Origin of the sequence: Hyphomonas polymorpha PS728 (genome assembly GCF_000685315.1) — a bacterium.
GTDB classification, from domain to species: domain Bacteria; phylum Pseudomonadota; class Alphaproteobacteria; order Caulobacterales; family Hyphomonadaceae; genus Hyphomonas; species Hyphomonas polymorpha.
Genome location: NZ_ARYM01000003.1, coordinates 247,258 through 265,104 on the forward strand (window position 1 = coordinate 247,258; position 17,847 = coordinate 265,104).

Annotated in this window: 14 protein-coding genes; 4 read left to right on the forward strand and 10 right to left on the reverse strand. The window is 62.0% G+C overall.

Features of this window, described 5'->3' with window-relative positions; all coding sequences use genetic code 11:
• Positions 1-16: 16 nt before the first annotated feature.
• A complete protein-coding gene (locus HPO_RS04020; RefSeq protein ID WP_051612258.1) occupies positions 17-670 on the reverse strand; it encodes a class II aldolase/adducin family protein in 654 nt (217 codons plus the stop codon).
• Positions 670-1,617, reverse strand: coding sequence for a carbohydrate kinase family protein (locus HPO_RS04025; protein ID WP_035594721.1), 948 nt, complete (start codon positions 1,615-1,617; stop codon positions 670-672). The genes HPO_RS04020 and HPO_RS04025 overlap by 1 nt, the downstream gene beginning before the upstream one ends.
• Positions 1,618-1,706: 89 nt before the next feature.
• On the opposite strand from HPO_RS04025, the gene HPO_RS04030 reads away from it, so the two are divergent.
• Genes HPO_RS04030 through HPO_RS04040 form a run of 3 tightly spaced genes read left to right on the forward strand, consistent with a single transcriptional unit; the run spans position 1,707 to position 5,390 of the window.
• Entirely contained in the window at positions 1,707-2,984 is a 1,278-nt protein-coding gene (locus HPO_RS04030; protein ID WP_035594724.1) for an aminotransferase class III-fold pyridoxal phosphate-dependent enzyme, read from the forward strand.
• Positions 2,974-4,167: an alanine racemase gene (gene alr, locus HPO_RS04035; protein WP_035594727.1), complete on the forward strand. Its 1,194-nt coding sequence runs from the start codon at positions 2,974-2,976 to the stop codon at positions 4,165-4,167. Before HPO_RS04030 ends, alr begins: the two co-directional genes overlap by 11 nt.
• Positions 4,164-5,390, forward strand: coding sequence for a D-amino acid dehydrogenase (locus tag HPO_RS04040; protein WP_035594729.1), 1,227 nt, complete (start codon positions 4,164-4,166; stop codon positions 5,388-5,390). The genes alr and HPO_RS04040 overlap by 4 nt, the downstream gene beginning before the upstream one ends.
• 97 nt (positions 5,391-5,487) lie before the next feature.
• Here the strand turns inward: HPO_RS04040 and HPO_RS04045 are convergent, their stop codons facing one another.
• The 3 genes from HPO_RS04045 to HPO_RS20695 form a co-directional block, all read right to left on the reverse strand.
• Positions 5,488-8,865 (reverse strand): TonB-dependent receptor, encoded by a 3,378-nt coding sequence (locus tag HPO_RS04045; RefSeq protein ID WP_035594731.1) that lies wholly within the window; start codon positions 8,863-8,865, stop codon positions 5,488-5,490.
• A gap of 121 nt (positions 8,866-8,986) precedes the next feature.
• Positions 8,987-9,985: a FecR family protein gene (locus HPO_RS04050; RefSeq protein WP_035594733.1), complete on the reverse strand. Its 999-nt coding sequence runs from the start codon at positions 9,983-9,985 to the stop codon at positions 8,987-8,989.
• Between the two features lie 36 nt (positions 9,986-10,021).
• Positions 10,022-10,567, reverse strand: a complete 546-nt coding sequence (locus HPO_RS20695) for an RNA polymerase sigma factor (protein WP_051612250.1) — start codon at positions 10,565-10,567, stop codon at positions 10,022-10,024.
• 160 nt (positions 10,568-10,727) lie between these two features.
• On the opposite strand from HPO_RS20695, the gene HPO_RS04060 reads away from it, so the two are divergent.
• Complete coding sequence (locus tag HPO_RS04060) at positions 10,728-12,509, forward strand: amidohydrolase family protein (RefSeq protein ID WP_206742119.1); 1,782 nt, start codon at positions 10,728-10,730, stop codon at positions 12,507-12,509.
• A 39-nt stretch (positions 12,510-12,548) separates the two neighbouring features.
• On the opposite strand, the gene HPO_RS04065 is transcribed toward HPO_RS04060, so the two are convergent.
• From HPO_RS04065 to HPO_RS04085, 5 genes are all read right to left on the reverse strand, one after another.
• Positions 12,549-13,274 carry a TetR/AcrR family transcriptional regulator gene (locus tag HPO_RS04065; RefSeq protein WP_051612252.1) on the reverse strand — a complete coding sequence of 242 codons (726 nt, stop codon included), beginning with the start codon at positions 13,272-13,274 and terminating at the stop codon, positions 12,549-12,551.
• 37 nt (positions 13,275-13,311) lie between these two features.
• A complete protein-coding gene (locus HPO_RS04070) occupies positions 13,312-14,832 on the reverse strand; it encodes an FAD-dependent oxidoreductase (RefSeq protein WP_035594736.1) in 1,521 nt (506 codons plus the stop codon).
• A gap of 15 nt (positions 14,833-14,847) precedes the next feature.
• Positions 14,848-15,810 (reverse strand): alpha/beta fold hydrolase, encoded by a 963-nt coding sequence (locus tag HPO_RS04075; RefSeq protein WP_035594739.1) that lies wholly within the window; start codon positions 15,808-15,810, stop codon positions 14,848-14,850.
• Positions 15,807-17,507 (reverse strand): N-acyl-D-amino-acid deacylase family protein, encoded by a 1,701-nt coding sequence (locus tag HPO_RS04080; protein WP_035594742.1) that lies wholly within the window; start codon positions 17,505-17,507, stop codon positions 15,807-15,809. The genes HPO_RS04075 and HPO_RS04080 overlap by 4 nt, the downstream gene beginning before the upstream one ends.
• A gap of 17 nt (positions 17,508-17,524) precedes the next feature.
• Positions 17,525-17,847 (reverse strand): hypothetical protein (locus tag HPO_RS04085; protein ID WP_241767859.1); only part of this gene is annotated, 323 nt, incomplete at its 5' end.

The following is a 17,847-nucleotide window of genomic DNA, read 5'->3' on the forward strand; positions in this document are numbered from 1 at the left end:
CGCCGCACCCTCGCCCTTACGGCCGCTTCTTCTGCCCGTAGGACCGGAACCGGTCAGCGATGCGCGCCATCTCATCATCGGCCAGAAGGGTCGGTCCGCCGATGGCCAAGGTGCCCCAGTAGATGGCGGCCTGTTCCTCGATCTCTTCGGCGATCAGAAGCGCCTGTTTAAGGCTCGGCGCGACCACGATTTGTCCGTGATTGGCCATAAGTGTCCCGAATTGTCCGGAAAGCGTCTCGCAAACAGCCTCTGCCAGCTCGGCCGATCCGAAGGTAGCATACGGCGCCACCGGCACAGACGGTCCGCCGCTGACGGCCACCATATAATGCAGGGCAGGGATCGGCCTGTTCGCGCAGGCCAGCGTGGTGGCAAAGCGCGAATGGCAATGCACCACGGCGTTCACATCCTGGCGCAGCTGCAACAGTTTCCAGTGCATCTGCCACTCGCTGGAAGGCTTCATGCCGGTCGGGTCAAAGCTGCCATCGGGCGCCATCCGCACGATATGCTCCGGCGCCAGCATCGAAGGCGGAACCCCCGTCGGCGTCACCAGCATATCCTCGCCCAGGCGCGCCGATACATTGCCCGATGTCCCCCGGTTCAGGCCGCGCGCATCCATCGCCGCCATCACCTCGACAATCTGCGCCCGCAGTTTTGTTTCCTGCTCGCTCATCATGCGGCGGCCTCCTTCACGAGAAGTGTTGTGACAGCGTTTTCCACCTGCTCAAAGCTTTCCAGCTTGCCATAGGTCGCCAGCCCCTGCGCCACCATCGCCGCGGTCGCGGCGGCAAATTTCAGCGCGTCGATGTCCCCCAGCCCTTTGAGTTGCGCCGTAATGAATCCCGCGCAGAAGGAATCGCCACACGTGGTCGTATCCACCACTTTGATGTCAAACGCCGGCAGCCGGCCCCGCAGGCTACCCGCCGCCATCACGGCCCCGCGCCCGCCATCCTTGATCACGCAGTTCTTGGCCCCCATCGCCACGAACGCATCTGCCGCGGCCTGAAGATCCTCTTCTCCGGTCAGGAAGCGCGCTTCCTCCGCGCTTGGCAGAAACCAGTCCACATGCGGAAGTATCCGCGCCAGTTCCGCCTTCGCGTCTGGCCTCGGCGCAATCAGATCACACGTCACCGCGGCGCCCGCCGCCCTGGCGGCCGCCACCAGCCTTTCGCCCGGCCCGCCATCAAATGTTGGCGCGCCAATGGCCGCATAATGAAGGCAGCGCACATCCGCGGCGGCCGCCCTCAGCGCGTCCGTCAGCGGCGGAACAGAGCCAGCCCCGGGCGCGTGCAGCGTCGGGCGGCGGCCCTGATCGTCAATAGGCAGGATCGTCGTGGAGGTCGGATACCCTTCCAATGTCTGCAGGAGGCTCGTGTCCACCCCGCCATCTTCCAGCGCAAAGCGGACGAACTTGCCCGTCAGGTCGTTGCCGATGGCGCCCGCAACGCCAGCCTTCAGCCCCAGCCGCGCTGCGACACATGCCGCGCCCGCCGCCGTGCCGGCCGGCGCGCAGGCAATCTGTTCAATCAGCCGTCCGCCTTCATTCTGCGGAATTTCCGTGATCGGCCGGCCCACAACATCCAGCGTCGTCAGGCCCACGCACAGAAGATCAAGTTTCATCCGATTTCCTCCCGAATTTACCTTGCGTCCATATCGGTCTTAAGTAAGATAGTCAAAACTATCTTATCGGCAAAATCGGCGAGGGCAACATGTGGACGAACTCAGTGGACAAGGCTTTGCGTGAGCGGGCCGAAGCAGTCATCCCGGGCGGGATGTATGGTCACCAGTCCGTGCGCCTTTTGCCGGACGATTATCCGCAATTCTTCGACCGTGCTTCGGGCGCCTATATGTGGGACACAGATGGCAACCGATACATTGATTATATGTGCGGCTACGGACCAAACCTATTCGGCTATGGCCATGAGAGCATCGACGCTGCCTACATCAACCAGCTGAAAAAGGGCGACACGATGACCGGCCCGGCCGGCCTGATGGTGGAGCTTGCCGAGCAGATGACGGCGATGGTCACCCATGCAGACTGGGCCATGTTCTGCAAGAACGGCACAGACGCCACCACGATGGCGATGATGGTCGCCCGCAACTTTACCCGCAAAAACACCATCGTGCTCGCCAAGGGCGCCTATCACGGCGCCGCCCCCTGGTGCACGCCCGTCAGGAACGGCACAGCACCCAGCGACCGCGCCAATCAGGTCTTCTATACTTATAATGATGTCGCCAGCCTCGAAGAGGCCGTTCGCAAGGCCGGTGATGATCTCGCCGCCATTTTTGCCTCGCCGATCAAGCACGACACCTTCGTCGATCAGGAAGATCCGACAGCGGAGTATGCCCGCCGCGCCCGGGAACTCTGCGACGAGAAGGAAGCGTTGCTGATCGTGGATGATGTGCGTGCCGGGTTCCGCCTTGCCCGCGATTCCAGCTGGTCGCGCGTTGGCGTTCAGCCCGATCTTTCCAGCTGGGGCAAGGCCATCGCCAACGGCCACCCCATTTCCGCATTGCTCGGCGCGGAGAAAGCCCGCAACGCCGCTGCCACTATTTACGCCACCGGCTCCTTCTGGTTCTCCGCCGCTCCGATGGCGGCCAGCCTCGAAACGCTGCGCCTCATCCGCGAAACAGATTACCTTGAGCGCACCCAATCCCTCGGCCAGCGTCTGCGCAAAGGGTTGGATGAGGCGGCAAGCCATCACGGCTTTGTCCTCCGTCAGACCGGCCCGGCAGAAATACCGCTCATCATGTTTGAAGATGATCCGGGCTATTCCAAAGGCTACGCCTGGAACGACGCTCTCATGAAGCGCGGTGTCTATTTCCACCCCTGGCACAACATGTTCATCTGTGCGGCGATGACGGAAGAAGATATCGACCAGACCATTCAGATAGCGGACGATTCCTTCAAGGTCGTGCGAGAATCAGGGGCGCTTCCGCCGGTCGAGAAACTCGCAATCCTGGGACTTCTGGCGGATGGGCACTGAGGCAGCCTTCCCGGCGCCTCAAACCCCTGCTCAAACTGCCGAGAGCTGGCGTCCTTCTTCGGATGAGGCGGGCCGGTTGACGATTGATGTGGCGGCTATTGCTGCCAACTACCGCCGTCTCTGCGGGATGCACCCGGCCGCCCGCGTCGGCGTGGTGGTCAAGGCGGATGCCTATGGGCTTGGCGCGGCGCAGATTGCGCCGGTGCTTGCGGCTGCGGGCGCGCGGGATTTCTTCGTGGCGCATCTCGCCGAAGCCTTGGCCGTGAAACCTTTCCTTCCCGCGGATGTCACGATTTTCGTTCTCAACGGGCTTGCGCCGGGCGGTGAAGCAATCTGCGCGGCGGAGAAGAACATCATTCCGGTACTGAACACACCGGAACAGGCGCGGGATTGGTATGCGCTCACGGTAGACCAGTCCCGCGTCCTGCCTGCCGCGCTTCAGGTTGATACCGGCATGTCGCGGCTCGGCCTTGATGAAGAAGAGTTTGACGAAGTGCTCGGCTGGCCGGCGTTCACGCAGAAGATCCCAATCCGCCTGCTGATGAGCCATATGGCCTGCGCCGATGTTCCAGGCGCCCGTGCCAATACAGACCAGATCGCCCGGCTTGAGCGCTTCTGCGCGCGCCTGCCTTCGGTGCCCCGGTCTCTGGCAAATTCGGCGGCGGCCATGTTCCTGCCGGATGCAGCGGGAGATGTCCTGCGGCCGGGTCTTGTGCTCTACGGCGTTGATCCGGGAACCACTGGCGTTCCGCATATGCGGCCTGCCGTCTCCCTTGAAGCCCGTGTCATTCAGGTGCGGGATATTCCGGCCGGCGCCGGCGTTGGCTATGGGTTCGACTATATCGCGAAATTTCCGTTGCGCACGGCCACGGTTTCCGCAGGCTATGCCGATGGCTGGCCCCGATCCCTCAGCAGCCGTGGCGGGGTCTGGTTTTACGGCAATCGCCTGCCGATCTTGGGCCGGGTCTCGATGGATAGCTGCGTGGTGGACGTGACCGCGCTGCTGAAAGGGAGTATCGGCCCCGGCGACAGGGTGGAGCTGATCGGACCAAACCAATCGGTATCTGACCTCGCAATGCTTATCGGCACAACGCCGCACGAAATTCTTACCGGCCTTGGGCGCCGCTTTTCCAAGGTCTATGCGAACAGGCCGTCTATGGGCGGAGAGGAGATGCAGTCATGAAAGTCGTCATTCTGGGCGCCGGCGTCGTGGGGATCACGACCGCCTATTATGCCGCGCTCGATGGCCATGATGTGACCGTGGTGGACCGCATGAGCGGCCCGGCGCTGGAGACCAGCTTCGCCAATGCGGGCGAAATTTCGCCGGGCTACGCGTCTCCCTGGGCGTCCCCCGATGTGCCGCAGAAAGCGCTCAAATGGCTGTTCATGGAACACGCTCCGCTGATCATCCAGTATCACAGGTTCAGCCCCGCCATGGTGGCCTGGAGCCTGGCCATGCTGCGCAACTGCACGCCCGCGCGCTACGCCGCCAACAAGGAAAAGATGGTCCGCCTGGCCACCTACAGCCGTGACATGCTGCGGGATCTGCGCGCCGCTGAATCCATCAGCTACGACCATCGTACGCTCGGGACATTGCAGCTCTTCCGTACCCAGAAACAATATGACGGGGCCGCCCGCGATATTGAAGTACTCAAAGCCGGCGGCATTGATTTCGAGCTTCTGGACGCCGCGGGCTGCCATGGCGCTGAGCCAGGCCTGGCCCACGCAGCCGATCCCATCGTTGGCGGGCTGCGCCTGCCGGGAGACGAAACCGGCGATTGCTTCAAGTTTACCAATGCGCTGGCCGCCATTGCGGAGGCCCGCGGCGTGAAGTTCCTCTGGAACACATCGATTGACGGCCTGTCCGAAACCGGTGGCCGGGTCAGCGCGCGCATCGGCGGCAAGCCGGTAGAGGCAGATGCGTTTGTTCTGGCGTGCGGCGCATGGTCTCCGGCGCTGGCCCGCCCGCTGGGCATCGGCCTGCCGGTCTATCCGGTGAAGGGCTATTCCATCACTGTGCCGATCACGGATGAAACGCGCGCCCCGCAATCCACTCTGCTGGATGAAACCTTCAAGGTCGCCATCACACGCCTGGGAGACCGTGTGCGTGTGGGCGGCATGGCAGAGCTTGCCGGCTTTGACCGCAGCCTGAAGCCGCAGCGCCAGCGCACGCTGGAACGGTCCGTCTTCAGCCTGTTCCCGGGTGTAACCACTTCAGAGGAGCGCAATCTCTGGTGCGGCCATCGTCCGATGACGCCCAATGGCGTGCCCTTTGTAGGCCGCTCGAAATTTCAGAATCTGTGGCTCAACACCGGACACGGGACACTTGGCTGGACCATGTCCTGCGGCTCCGCGCGCCTGGTGGCAGACGAGATTTCAGGGCGCAAACCCGCAGTCAGCCTGTAGGGATAACCCAGTTTCCCGGCAGCTTCACCGCAACGATCGTCCAAAATAGAAAAGGCGGGCTGTTTACAGCCCGCCTTTGTTTTTATCGGAGTTTTTATCAGAAGCTCTTGCGGATGCTGGCATACCAGTAGCGCCCATAGGGCTGGTAAAGCGCGCCGTTATAGCCGGTGGCACTGGAGTCCATCGGCGGCAGCTGGTCGCCCACATTGCGCACGCCAAGGCGGACGCGCGTGTTCTGCGCAAAGCCTTCATCGAACGCGTATTGGGCATAGAGGTTGACCGTCTGCTGGTCATCCACGCGCCAGTTTTCTCCTGCCGAGTTCAGGATCGATGTATCCCAGAAATAGCCGGTATACTGAGTATAGGCGCCAATCGTGATGGCTTCAGTAGGCTGCCAGGTCATAGACGCGTTCCACTTCCAGCGCGGCGAACCATCCTGACGAAGCAGGTTTCCGCCTTCCGGAATGATCGTGCCGGAGTTGATTTCGCCGGCAGCCCGGGCATCCAGCAGAGCCTGGATATCGGGAGACGCTGCGCGCTCATACTCGATAAGGTGTGCAACGTTCACATCGAAATTGAAGCGGCCGACCGGTGTCTCATGCAGGGCCAGCGATGCCGAGAAATCCACGCCGCGCAGGTTTTGCGGTTGGAGGTTCCGGTAAGCATCGTTGACGTAGAGAACGCGGCCAACCGGATCGAGACCAGTTCCGGCGAATGCTGCAATCTCGTCAGCCGTCGGCGCAGCGCGGACGACATCCGGATTGCTCGAGCCTTGTGTGCGCAGCAGATAGTCAAGGATCAGCGCATTGCCTTCACCATAGATGCCGATCAGGCCTTCCTGCTCGACGTTCCACAGGTCTGCGGTCAGCGTCAGAGACCCGAAATGATCCGGCATGATGCGGGGTTGCAGCACCGCGCCGACGGTCCAGGTATCCGCCGTTTCCGCCTGCAGGTCCGGGTTGCCAGCGCGGCGACCGGTGGTGGCGAAACCATAACCCGTGCAATCTGAGAAGTTCGCGATACGGAGCGCCCGGACGTCCGCTTCGCAGCGCACCCAGTCCGTACGCGTGTTGGAGCGGGAAACAACCGTCGCATTGATCTGCTCAAGGTTGGGCGCGCGGAAGGATTGGGCCCAGGAGCCGCGGAAGCGGAGGCTGTCAACAACCGTCCAGGAGAGCGCAACTTTCGGCTTCGCGATGTCGCCAAAGTCCGAATAGTTCTCATAGCGGCCGGCAGCCTGCATCTCGAGGCTCTGCATCAGCGGAATGTTCATTTCCGGCGAGACCAGCGGCACTGCGAATTCGATATAGGCGGAGCCCACCGTACGCGAACCTTTCGTGTCGGGCGTATCGCTGGTGCCGACCAGGTCGCTGGGAACCGTGATGCCGGTCTCGGTGTCCGTGAACGTGATGGTTCCGTCGACATGCTTGTCGCGGTCATCAAGCTGCAGGTCGCGGCGCAGCTCAACACCCGTCGCCATGCCGACATCGCCGCCGGGCAGGGTGAAGAGATCGGGCCGGCTGAGCTTGAAATCCAGCTGGGCAAGCGAGGTGCGCGAGTAACGCTCCGTACGGATACGGGCATAGTCGAGCGCCGCTGCATTCGACAGGGTCGTATCGAGGCCCTGCGGGTCTGCCGGATTGGCGCCATTGAAGGGGTTGTAGGCGTCCGGGGTCGACCAGGACATAGCTTCCTGAAGCCGGGTGGATGAAACGCCATCCTGCTCATCCCGAACAGACGCGCGTGAGTAAAGCAGTGCGCTTTCCCAGTCGAAATCGCCAACTTCCCCGCGAACACCCGTCAGGAAACGGAACTGGTGATTTTCAACGTTCACATTCGAAAGTCCGAAATCATCGAAGCGATAGCTCGTCAGGGTAACATCGGCGCCATTGGGGGAGATGTTGAGGCCGGGCAGGCGGTTGGGGTTGACGCTTCCATCGGGGAGCAGCGTCGCCCCGAAGGGGTTCCAGTAGTTCGTGGATGGAACAGTGATGCGCGCGGAGCTCAGCATCGTGGAAGATTGCTGCCATGCGTTCGTTTCGGCGAAGTAGTAGCCGAGTTCGCCGAAGGTCTGCATGCCGCTCGGCATGTCATAACGGAAGGTCGAGAAGAGGTTGATGCGCTCAACTTCCGGCATCAGCGAGGTGCCAACTGCGTTGGTGTCATAGCGCGTGTTGCGATCCGTGCCGGTCGTTGCCCGGTTGCTGGCGCGCAGGCACACGCCATCTCCCAGAGATGTTGCGCAGCTTCCGTTGGCGGAAGGAATGACCGAGAAAGCCCCTGCGCTGGTGGTCAGCGCGACGCCATTCTGGCGCACGGTGCCGGTGCCGACGGTTGCAAAGTTGCCCCAGCCGCTGATGGTGCTCGTGCGGTCGAGTGTGCCTACGCCTTCAAAGTCGGTGCCGGTGAAGAAGCTGCGACGGTCTGCAGTTGCCGTCCAGCTCTGATCCGTTGTCGACAGTTCGGAGCGATCCGTATAGCCGAGGAACAGCGAGACGTTGCCGCGCCCGTCGGCGAAATCGGTACCGAAGGTGCCGTTGACATCAAGCTGGCGCAGGTCGGTGCCTTCAGCCCCGCCATACTGGACCGTCAGGTCGCCGCCATTGTTCACTTCGCGCAGCACGGTGTTGACCACGCCTGCCACGGCATCGGCGCCATAGATGGCCGCGGCGCCGTCGCGCAGAACCTCAATCCGGCTGACGCCGGCGGTCGGGATGGCATTGGTGTTGTAGGTCAGCACCGGAACGAGATTCTCGTTGGCGCGCGAGGTCGGGTGCAGAACCACCCGGCGGCCGTTGAGCAGCACCAGCGTGTTGCCGATACCGAGGTTACGCAGGTTCACCGAGCCGACGTCGCCGCGCGCGGCATTGCTCGATTGGGGCAGGTAGGTGCTGTTGAAGGTCACGTCGCCCATCTGCGGGATGGACCGGAAGAGATCGTCACCCGAATCGGCGCCGATGGCAGCCAGTTGCTCCTGGCCGATCAGGGTCACAGGCAGGGCCTCCGTGGTGCGCGCGCCCTGAATGTGCGAGCCGACAACCACGATCGTCTGTTCACGGCGTTCTTCGGTGGCGGCTGCTGCCGTCTGGACTACAGGTTCAGACTGAACGCTGCTCTCGTTGACCACTTCCTGGTCCGGGCTCGTCTGCTGAATGGCGGAAGCGTCGATCAGGAACACGTTGGAGGGGGTAACCCGGTAGCTGAGGCCCGCATTGGAGATCAGCGCGCTCAGCGCATCTTCGGGCTCGAAAGCGCCTTCCAGGCCGGTGCTCTGCTTGCCGGCGACCAGGTCTGCCGAGACAAGAATTTCACGGTCGCTCTGGCGGGAGAAATCCGTCAGGGCCTTGGAAAGAGATCCCGGAGGAACAGAAAACTGAACCGGCTCGGCAATCGCCGATCCCGCCATCAGGGCGGTCAGAGCCGCGCCGCTCATCACGCCGCGCTTCAGTTTGTTTTGGAAAGTCCTGCTTGTCATCTGATCCTCATTGCTTCTTGCGTGCTGAGGGCTTCCTGTTCCCCGCGGGAAGCCCCTTCAATGCCTAGGACGCAGCAGGTTCGGCAAACCCGCCTGACAAATATGACGGGCAAGTAACAAACTAGAGAGGTTGTGACATTTTTAGCACGATCACATTTCCCTCGCGCTGGGCTTCAATCGGGAAATAGACCTGAAGCGCTTCGGTGAAGCGTGCCTGCTGGCCGGCACGGAAGAGGCCGGTGATATGCAGGTTGGAGATGCCGTCGCCTTCGGGAACGATGCGCACGGTGGAATAGCGGTTCATCTCGGCAATGGCTTCTGTCAGCGGCGTGTTCTCGAAGGTGACATAGCCTTCACGCCAGCTGGTCGCCTTGCTGATGTCTATCTTCGTCACTTCCGGCAGGCTCGCTTTGGACGTGGCGACGAGCCGTTCGCCCGATGCCAGCTGTACCAGCGGCGCCGGCTTTTTCCAGCCAGAGGCGGGCACTTCCTCAATCTCGACCTTGCCTTCCACCAGGATGACTTCAACGGCCGTTTCGTTGAGGCGCACATCAAACGTTGTGCCTAGGGCAACTACACGCTGATCCCCTGCGGTGACGATAAACGGCCGGCTTGGGTCCTTGGCCACTTCAAACAGGGCCTGCCCCTTTAGCAGGGTGATCAGTCGCTGCTCACCAGAATAATCCACATGTACGCGGCTGTCGGTATTCAGCGTGATGACCGAGCCATCCTCCAGCGTGATGCCGGAACGTTGGCCAACAGTTGTTGCGTAATAGGTTGGCGCTTCGAGATCGATCTGGCTGGGCGGGGGATTCCCCCGCATCATGAAATTCGCCGCAACCGGCACCATCAGCGCGAATATCGCAAGGCACGCGACCAGCGCATACCGCCGCTTGTCGTCATTATGGCGCTCGTTCAGCGCGGCGTCGCGCAATGCGCGCATCTCCGGAGAATGCGCCACGGACAGCAGGGCGGAGACAGACTCCTGCAGAAGCTCATAGGCCTCGCGATGGCTGGGGTCGGCTTCATACCAGTCGCGAAAGGCGCTGCGTTCTGCATCGCTGCAGTCAGGATTGCGCAGGCGCGCATCCCAGTCGGCTGCTGCGGTATGCCCCGTCATCGTCTTTCTCGAACCCGAATCCTTCATGACGCCAGATTAATACCGATCGTTGCGGCCCAGCCGGGTCAACAGATGTGCGTTTGCTCGCGCCATATATTTTTCAACCGTACTAACCGATATTTTCAGATGTTTCGCAATCTCGGAGTGCCTGAACTGCTCAAAATGGTAGAGCGCAAACGCCTGACGAACAGGGGCGGGCAACTCATAGAGGGCTGAAATCAGCCGTTTGACTCCTTCCTTTCCTATCAAGACGCGTTCGGGATCAGAATCCGCCAACCCATGCCGCTCTTCCTCGAAAGTTTCATGTGCGCCCCCGCCACGCGCGGTCGAGCGGCGAATGCTGTCGATAAGGACGCTGTTGGCGGTCCGAAACAGATAGGATTCGACGGTGCTGACTTCCGTAAGGTCCGCCTTCCGAGCGATCTTGGCGAAAACTTCCTGCACCAGATCTTCGGGATCGAGGGCCGCAGGCGCCCGCTTGCGGAAATAATTCCGCAAGGCGCCGCCATATTTGCGCACCCAGACATCAAGGTCTGCAGGGATATGTTCGGTTCGAGTGCCCTTGCGGGATTGGTGGCCCATCTTGGATTCGCCCAGCTTGGTTGTGTGATAAATACAAGTGACGGTTCTGCGACAACCGGAAAAATGCGATCTCACCGGAGGATTTTGCCGTCTTGTGCGTCTTAGGAGACAGACGCACCCCTCTGCACAAGCCAAGATGCCCCCACATAAGGAGAAATATGTGCTCCGCCTTCTAAGTGTTCTGATCCTCGCCGCTGTCTGCCTGTTTGGGCAGCAGTTCGCCTTCGCCCGTCCCGGCCAGGTGACCGCCATCACCAATGTCGAGGTGTTCGACGCCACCGGCGCGGCGCCTTGGCAGGGCACGGTGCTCATCCGCGATGGCAGGATCATCGAGGCAGGGCCGAAAGTGAAAGCGCCGCGCGGCGCCAAGGTCATCAAAGGCGAAGGCCGCGCGCTGCTGCCGGGTTTTTATGATGTCCACACCCATTGGGGCCCGCGCGCCACGCCCTCCGCCCTGCCGGAAGTGGCCGCCAACTATCTCGCCTCAGGCGTGACGACTGTGCTCGATTTCCATCAGCCGCCGGAGGCTTTTCAGCCGCGCCGCGAATGGCTGAGCCAGATTCCGTCCCCGCATGTGAACATGGTGGCTCGCATGAGTACACCGGGCGGTCATGGCGCAGACTGGAGCGACCAGACCACCACGAAATGGGTGTTTACGGACGAGTCCGCCCAGCGCGCGGTGCAGGAACTGCTCCCCTATGAGCCGGACTATATCAAGGTTTTCACGGATGGCTGGCGTTATGGCATGTCGCCGGAAGAAACCAGCATGAATGAGGAAACCCTCAGCGCGCTGGCCACTGAAGCCCACCAGAATAACATCCGCATCCTTACCCACACGGTCACCGCCCAGCGCGGCGCGCTTGCTGCCCGCGCCGGCGTGGACATCATCGCTCACAGCCTTCAAGACCGTGTAATCACTGAAGAAGAGGTCGCCGATATCGTGGCCTCCGGCCTCTACTATGCGCCCACCCTAGCCATCTACGAGCCCCGCCGCCCCGGCGCGCCGGAGCTCAACATGGAAAGCGCCGCTGTGCGCCAGCGTGTCTGGAAATATGGCAACGCCGAGGAAAACCTCCGTATCCTGTTTGCCGCTGGCGTGCCCGTTGCCCTCGGTACGGATGCCGGCATCGGCGGTCTCGTGCACGGTGACGCCACGCTGCGCGAAATCGAGCTCTTCGTTGCCGCTGGCCTGCCGGAAGCTGACGCGCTGATCGCCGCCACGGCCAACAGCGCCGCCGCCCTCGGCCTCGCCGAAGATCGCGGAACCATCGCTGCCGGCAAGCGCGCCGACATCGTTCTCATCGATGGCAAGCCCTGGAAAACCATCAGCGATGTGCGCAAGACTTCGCTCGTGCTCGTTGATGGCGCCGTCGTTTACGACGCGGCAAACCCGCCGAAGCCGCTTCCGGCAACCCTCGCCGCGCGTCCGGCCCCGGCCCTGATCGACGACTTTGAGCGCGCCGATGGCCGCACCGCAATCGACACGCTCCCCGTCACCGATCTCGACTTCGGCATGGAGCGTTCGGTCATCACCTTCACGCGTCGCCCGCGCGAAGAAGGCGATCATGTCCTCTCGGTCAGCGCCAATATGGCCCGCAAGGAAAACCCCATGGCCGGCGTGCTGTTTCCCCTCAGCCGCGGCTCGGTTATCCCGGCGGATGTCACCACCTATGAGGGCGTCTCCGCAGAGCTCTTTGGCGCGGGAGACTACACGCTGCGCATCGTCTCGATGCAGGGCATGTGGGAGGCGAAAGTCTCGGCAGGCGAAGGCTGGAACAACATCAATGTTCCGTTCACGGATTTCACCTTCGCAGGAAACCGCGAAGCTGCCCCGGAATGGACCGGCGACGATCTGCTGCAGGTCGGTGTGCTCGTGAACCGTGCGGCGGGCGAAACCGCCTGGTTCGAGATTGACGATATCGGCTTCTACCCCGCGCCGTAACCCGATGCTCGGCGCCTCTGCACAGGGCAGGGGCGCCGGTTATCCCTGCTGCGCTTTCGCCAGCATCTGCCGGAACGTGGCAATCTTCTTGTCCAGCCGCGCGCGGCCTTTTTCAGTTGCGCAGGCGGCCAGGATCAGCGCATAGCCAAGCCCCACAGACGGCAACAGCTCCTCGGTCTCCAGCATCCCCACCGACCAGGAAAGCAGCGTCCCGCCTGCCAAATGCGACAGCATCCGCTCCAGCGCCTCCGCGCTCGTATCCGTCTTCAGCAGGCCTTCCTCCTGTGCAGAGGTCAGCAGCATATGCCATGCCGCGCGCGTCTGCGCCTGCCGCTCGGGGCTTGCGAGCCCGGTATCATCATCCTTGCCGCCCGCCGTCAGCAGCGCGCGCCAGAGCGGCCGGTAAAAGTCCGGGTCCCGAACAAAATATCCATAGCCGAGTTCATAAGCTTCAAAGATGCGCTCGATTGCATCGGCCACGTCCAGCTTGTGATACTTCTGAACAAAATCCCGCTCGTCCTCCAGCACCGCCATCACAACGGCGCGCTTGGAACCGAAGAGGTTGTACGAGGTCGCCACGCTCACCTCGGCGCGCCTTGCCAGTTCGCGCATCGACAGGTTCATGTCGCCTGTCTCGCGGATCATGTCGCGCGCCGCCGCCATGATTTTCTGGCGGCGTTCGGCTTTCGCCTGTTCGCGGCGACCAAGATCGGCAACGGGTTCGGCCATGGTATTGGCGCCAGCCTCCAGGGTGGGTGAAGTCATGAGATCCTGTTCTCCCTGCTTCCTGACGCCATTTCCCTCATGCGGCCAGTGGCTTTTCCGTCGCGGCGCGTTCCATGTCGGCCCTGTAGTCCAGCTTGAGCGCCTGCATCATCTCGATACGCTCCGGGCCGGGCTTGGGCGGATAGGCCGCCGCGTTCAGCCGCTTGCCGCGCGCCCAGTAATAGAGAACGCCCGCGAGGTTCTTCGGCTTGCCCAGCCATTTTTCCGGATGCTCCAGCATATGAAACCCGCGCATCGCCTCGCGCAGCAGCCGCGTATCGGAGCGCAGAGCGATCTTCACGCCATCCTCCACAAAGCTCTCCATCATCCTTGAGCGGAAACTCTGTTTTGCGCCCGGCGTCAGCGTTTGCTGCGCGCGCTTCATGGCGCTGCGATCCTGCCGGCGCTGCACGATGTAGAAGGGGTGAAGTTCCTCGGTTACCCGTTCATGATATTTCAGCGCGCGCTGCATCGGGTCTGGCGTTGCGTCCAGCGTCTGGCGCAGGGCCTGCGCGGAAACGGCAGCAAAGGAACAGCCCCGGCCATACAGCGGATTGGTCCGCACCAATGTGTCGCCGAGGGCAAAATAACCCCGCGCCGCCGGCTTTCCGTCCACCACCATGTCGCGCCAGCGGCTGATCAGATCGCCCATGCCGAACACCTTGCTCGTCGGCTCGGACTGCTGCGAATTCGTCCACGGACGAAGCCCTGGCAGCATCAGCGTGATCTGATGGAAAATTTCGGGGTCGAGGATTGATTTGCGCATCTCCATTTCGATCTCGGGGATAGCCACCGTGATCGAAAAATTGCCGTTGTCTCCGGGAAACACGCCAAACTTCAGAAAGCCCAGATCGCCGGTCGGCGGCGGATTGGCCTTCCGGTCCGGCTCGGTCTTGCCGGGCAGGAAGCGGTAATGCCGCGTGAAATAGAGTATGCCTGCGCTCTCGCTCTCCTCGCGAATGCCCGCGCCTTCCTCCATCAACTGCTCGATGGTGAAGCCGCCCTTGCCACCCGCATCCACGATCACATCAGCGGTCAGCGCTACCGCCACGCCATTCTCTTCGCCCTCGATGCCGGTCACATCGAACACGCCGTCTTCGCCCTTCCGGGTAGTCAGCTTGCGGACGAGAAATCCGGAACGCAATGTCACATTCGGCAGCGTTTCCACATACCGCCGCATCGCCATTTCCAGCGTCGTGCGGCGGCTGGTGATGATCGTCAGTTCGGCATCGTTCGGGTCGGCCTGATAGCGCGCCTGCTGCTTTTCCGTCAGCATGTTTTCGAACGGCAACTCCCGCACGCCCATCGCCATCAGCTGGTCGAGCAGGGCGGGGTGTTCGGCCTTCATGATCGTGCGCAGGCGCGCAAGAAAAGCGTGGCTCTGGCGCAGATGGCCCACGCCCACGCGCTTCCAGGTCTTGAACAGCTCATCCGGATCACTGGTTTCCACCGGTCCGTCGCGTTCCAGAACGATCACCTCCCGGCCCGACGGCGCCAACATAAGCGCCGTGCACAGACCGCCGATCCCGGCACCGATAACAATCACTTTTTCACGCATGCGTCCCCCCACCTGTCAGGAGTCGATATTGCGAAGGAATTCCAGAATGGTCTCGTTGACCGCTTCGGGGGCTTCCTGCTGGGTCCAGTGGCCAATGCCGGGGATCATCTTGTTGATCCGGAGATCCTTGACGAAATGCGGCATTGCCTCGATGGCTGCGGCCGCCATCATCACCACGCCGTCTGCTGTTCCGGCGATAAACATCGCAGGCTGATGGATTTCCATCGGCGCGCCTTCGGTCAGCTGCCAGTGCAGATCATGGTTGCGGTAATAGTTGATCGGCCCGCGCATGCCCGATGCTTTGAACTCAGCCACATAGAAATCAAGGTCCGCGTCCGTCAGCCATTTCGGCAGAGTTTCCGGATAGGGCAGGCTGGTCAGCAGGTCGTCATGCTCGGCCTTCGGCGTCAGCTTGGTCAAGTCCGTTTCGCCGGCGGCCATGATCAGGAACTTGCGCAGCCCCGTATACATGTCCTTCTCGAACTCGGCCTCGGCCACGCCCGGCTTGTGGAAATAGAGCTGGTAGAAGAACTGCCCTTTGTAAATCTCGCGCAGCATCGGCATCGGCTGCACAGGGGAGCGCGGCATGAAGGGCACGGATAGTCCGCCCACGGCGCGCACCTTGTCCGGATGGAACAGCGCGGTCGCCCAGGCCGTCGGCGCGCCCCAGTCATGCCCGATCACAACAGCCGTCTCATAGCCGAGTGCCGGGATCAGGCCGATGATGTCCTTGATCACTTCGGTCTGAACATAATCGGTAATGTTCGGCGGCTTGTCGCTCTTGCCATAGCCGCGCATGTCCGGCGCGACCACATGATATCCCGCCGCCGCAATCGGCGCGAACTGATGCCGCCAGGAATACCAGCTCTCCGGAAAGCCGTGCAGCAGAAGCACCAGCGGGCCTTCGCCCGCCTCGGCAATGTTCAGCTCGATCCCATTCGTGGCAACACGGCGCTGGGTAACGCCCGGCCAGCTCATGCGGCCACCAGCGGGCGTGTCTCGGCCTCGGCGCCCGGCAGGATGGCGCCGCGCGTATCCTTGTCGGCATAGCCCGCCTCAGCAGACCAGGCGATTCCACCGCCAACGACAACCGTATCCACGCCGCGCGAGTCGCGCACATAGCGTTTCCCATCACCCGGCACGTCCTGGACATAGGTTTCCTCGCCCCGGTCAATTGTCGCCGGGTCGAACACGACCAGATCGGCCACATAGCCCTTCTGGATCAGACCGCGATCGGGAAGACCCCAGATGCCGGCGGTATCGGAGGTCACCTTCTTCACCGCATCCTCAATGCTCATGGCCTTCAGATTACGGACGAAGTGCGAGAACAGATAGCCTGTGTCGCCATAAGTGGAGAAAGAGAGAATGTGCGCGCCGCCATCGCTGGCGCCGATATGCACGCGCGGATGCTTCAGCATGGCGCTGACGCGCTCGTCATTATTGTGGCCCATATTCGCGGCCATGAAATGCGCGTCCAGCTTCTCTTCCACGGAAAGGTCGATCATCGCTTCCAGCGGCGTGCAGCCACGCATCTGGCCGATCTCGGCCAGCGTCTTGCCCACATATTTCTGGTTGGCGTCCGTCTGCGCAAAGCGCAGCGTCAGGAACGACCAGAGGCCCATATTCGGCGTCGCCTCGGCAATCAGCTTCTTGCGGCTCTCCGGATTGGTGAAGCCCTCGATGATCTGCTCCGGCGTGCCAAAGCGCATCAGCTTGTACCAGTTTGGCAGGCGCACGAAGATCAGGCTCGGCACGGCAAAGCTGAAGCTGATATCGATCGGGCGCGTCTGCACCTGCGGCCAAACGCGGGCCCCACGCGCAAACTGCTCGTCCACCCGCGCCATCACGCGCTCAACGGCATCCACATTGTCCGCATTGATGAACAGCGGCGAGAAGGTCGTCGGGATCGAGTATTTCAGCGAGATTTCGGCCAGCTGGTCGAGACGCGCAATCGTCAGGTCCGGGTCATAAAATTCCGGCACGATCTGCAGGATACGGCCATACCCACCCAGAACGCTCGCCAGCGCCTCAACTTCGCTCGCGTCGGCATACCGGCTCGGTACGGGGAGCAGCGTCTCATCCATGTCGACATAGCTGGTGGAGAGGCCAACCGCGCCAGCGTCGAGGCACTCGCGCAGCACGCTTTGCATGCCGGCGATTTCCTCTGCCGTCGCGGTCCGCTCCATCGCAGCGTCCCCCATCACCCAGAGGCGGATCACGCTATGCCCGACCAGTGGCGCCACATTGATGGCCAGCCCCTTGCGGATGCGTGTGATGTATTCGGAAAATGTCTCCCAGTCCCAGACGACGCCTTCTTTGAAGGCTTTGTACGGCATTTCTTCAATCTGGTTGAACATGCCGACAAGCTTCATGCGGTGTTCCGCTTTCAGCGGCGCCAGGGACAGGGAGCAGTTGCCAGGAACAATCGTCGTAACGCCATGCGAGAGGGCCGGCTTGGCATAGCCGTCCCACAGCAGCTGGGCGTCAAAATGTGTATGCGGATCAATGAAGCCGGGCGCGACCACCTTGCCTGCGGCGTCCACTTCCTCGCGGCCTTTTTCTGCTACGCGGCCAATCTTGGCGATGTGATTGCCGCTCACCGCAATGTCCGCCTTGTAGGAGGGCATGCCCGAGCCATCGACCACCGTGCCGTTGCGGATCACCAGATCATACATTTCAAATTCCTCCCTGATTATGTCGCCGATGCGCCGGCATATCTTTGTGATGAGGCGATGAGCGCGTCGCGGACATGCTCCCAGCTCGCCCCGATAAGGTCTTCCGGCACCGTTGTTCCGCAGGCGTCAAACAGTGCCCGCACGGCATACTCGTCCAGCGTGACGAGGGTGGTGCCGCCATTGTCGTATTTCAGTGTCACGAGAAGTTCCGCGTCGCCATCATGGGCGGCCGCGATCTGAACCTCACTGATGACAGCGATGCTCATGCCTTGGCCTGCGGCGGCTCGATGAAGATCACATCGCTCGGCAGGATCGGATTGTCCCCGCGCACGCCGCCCGC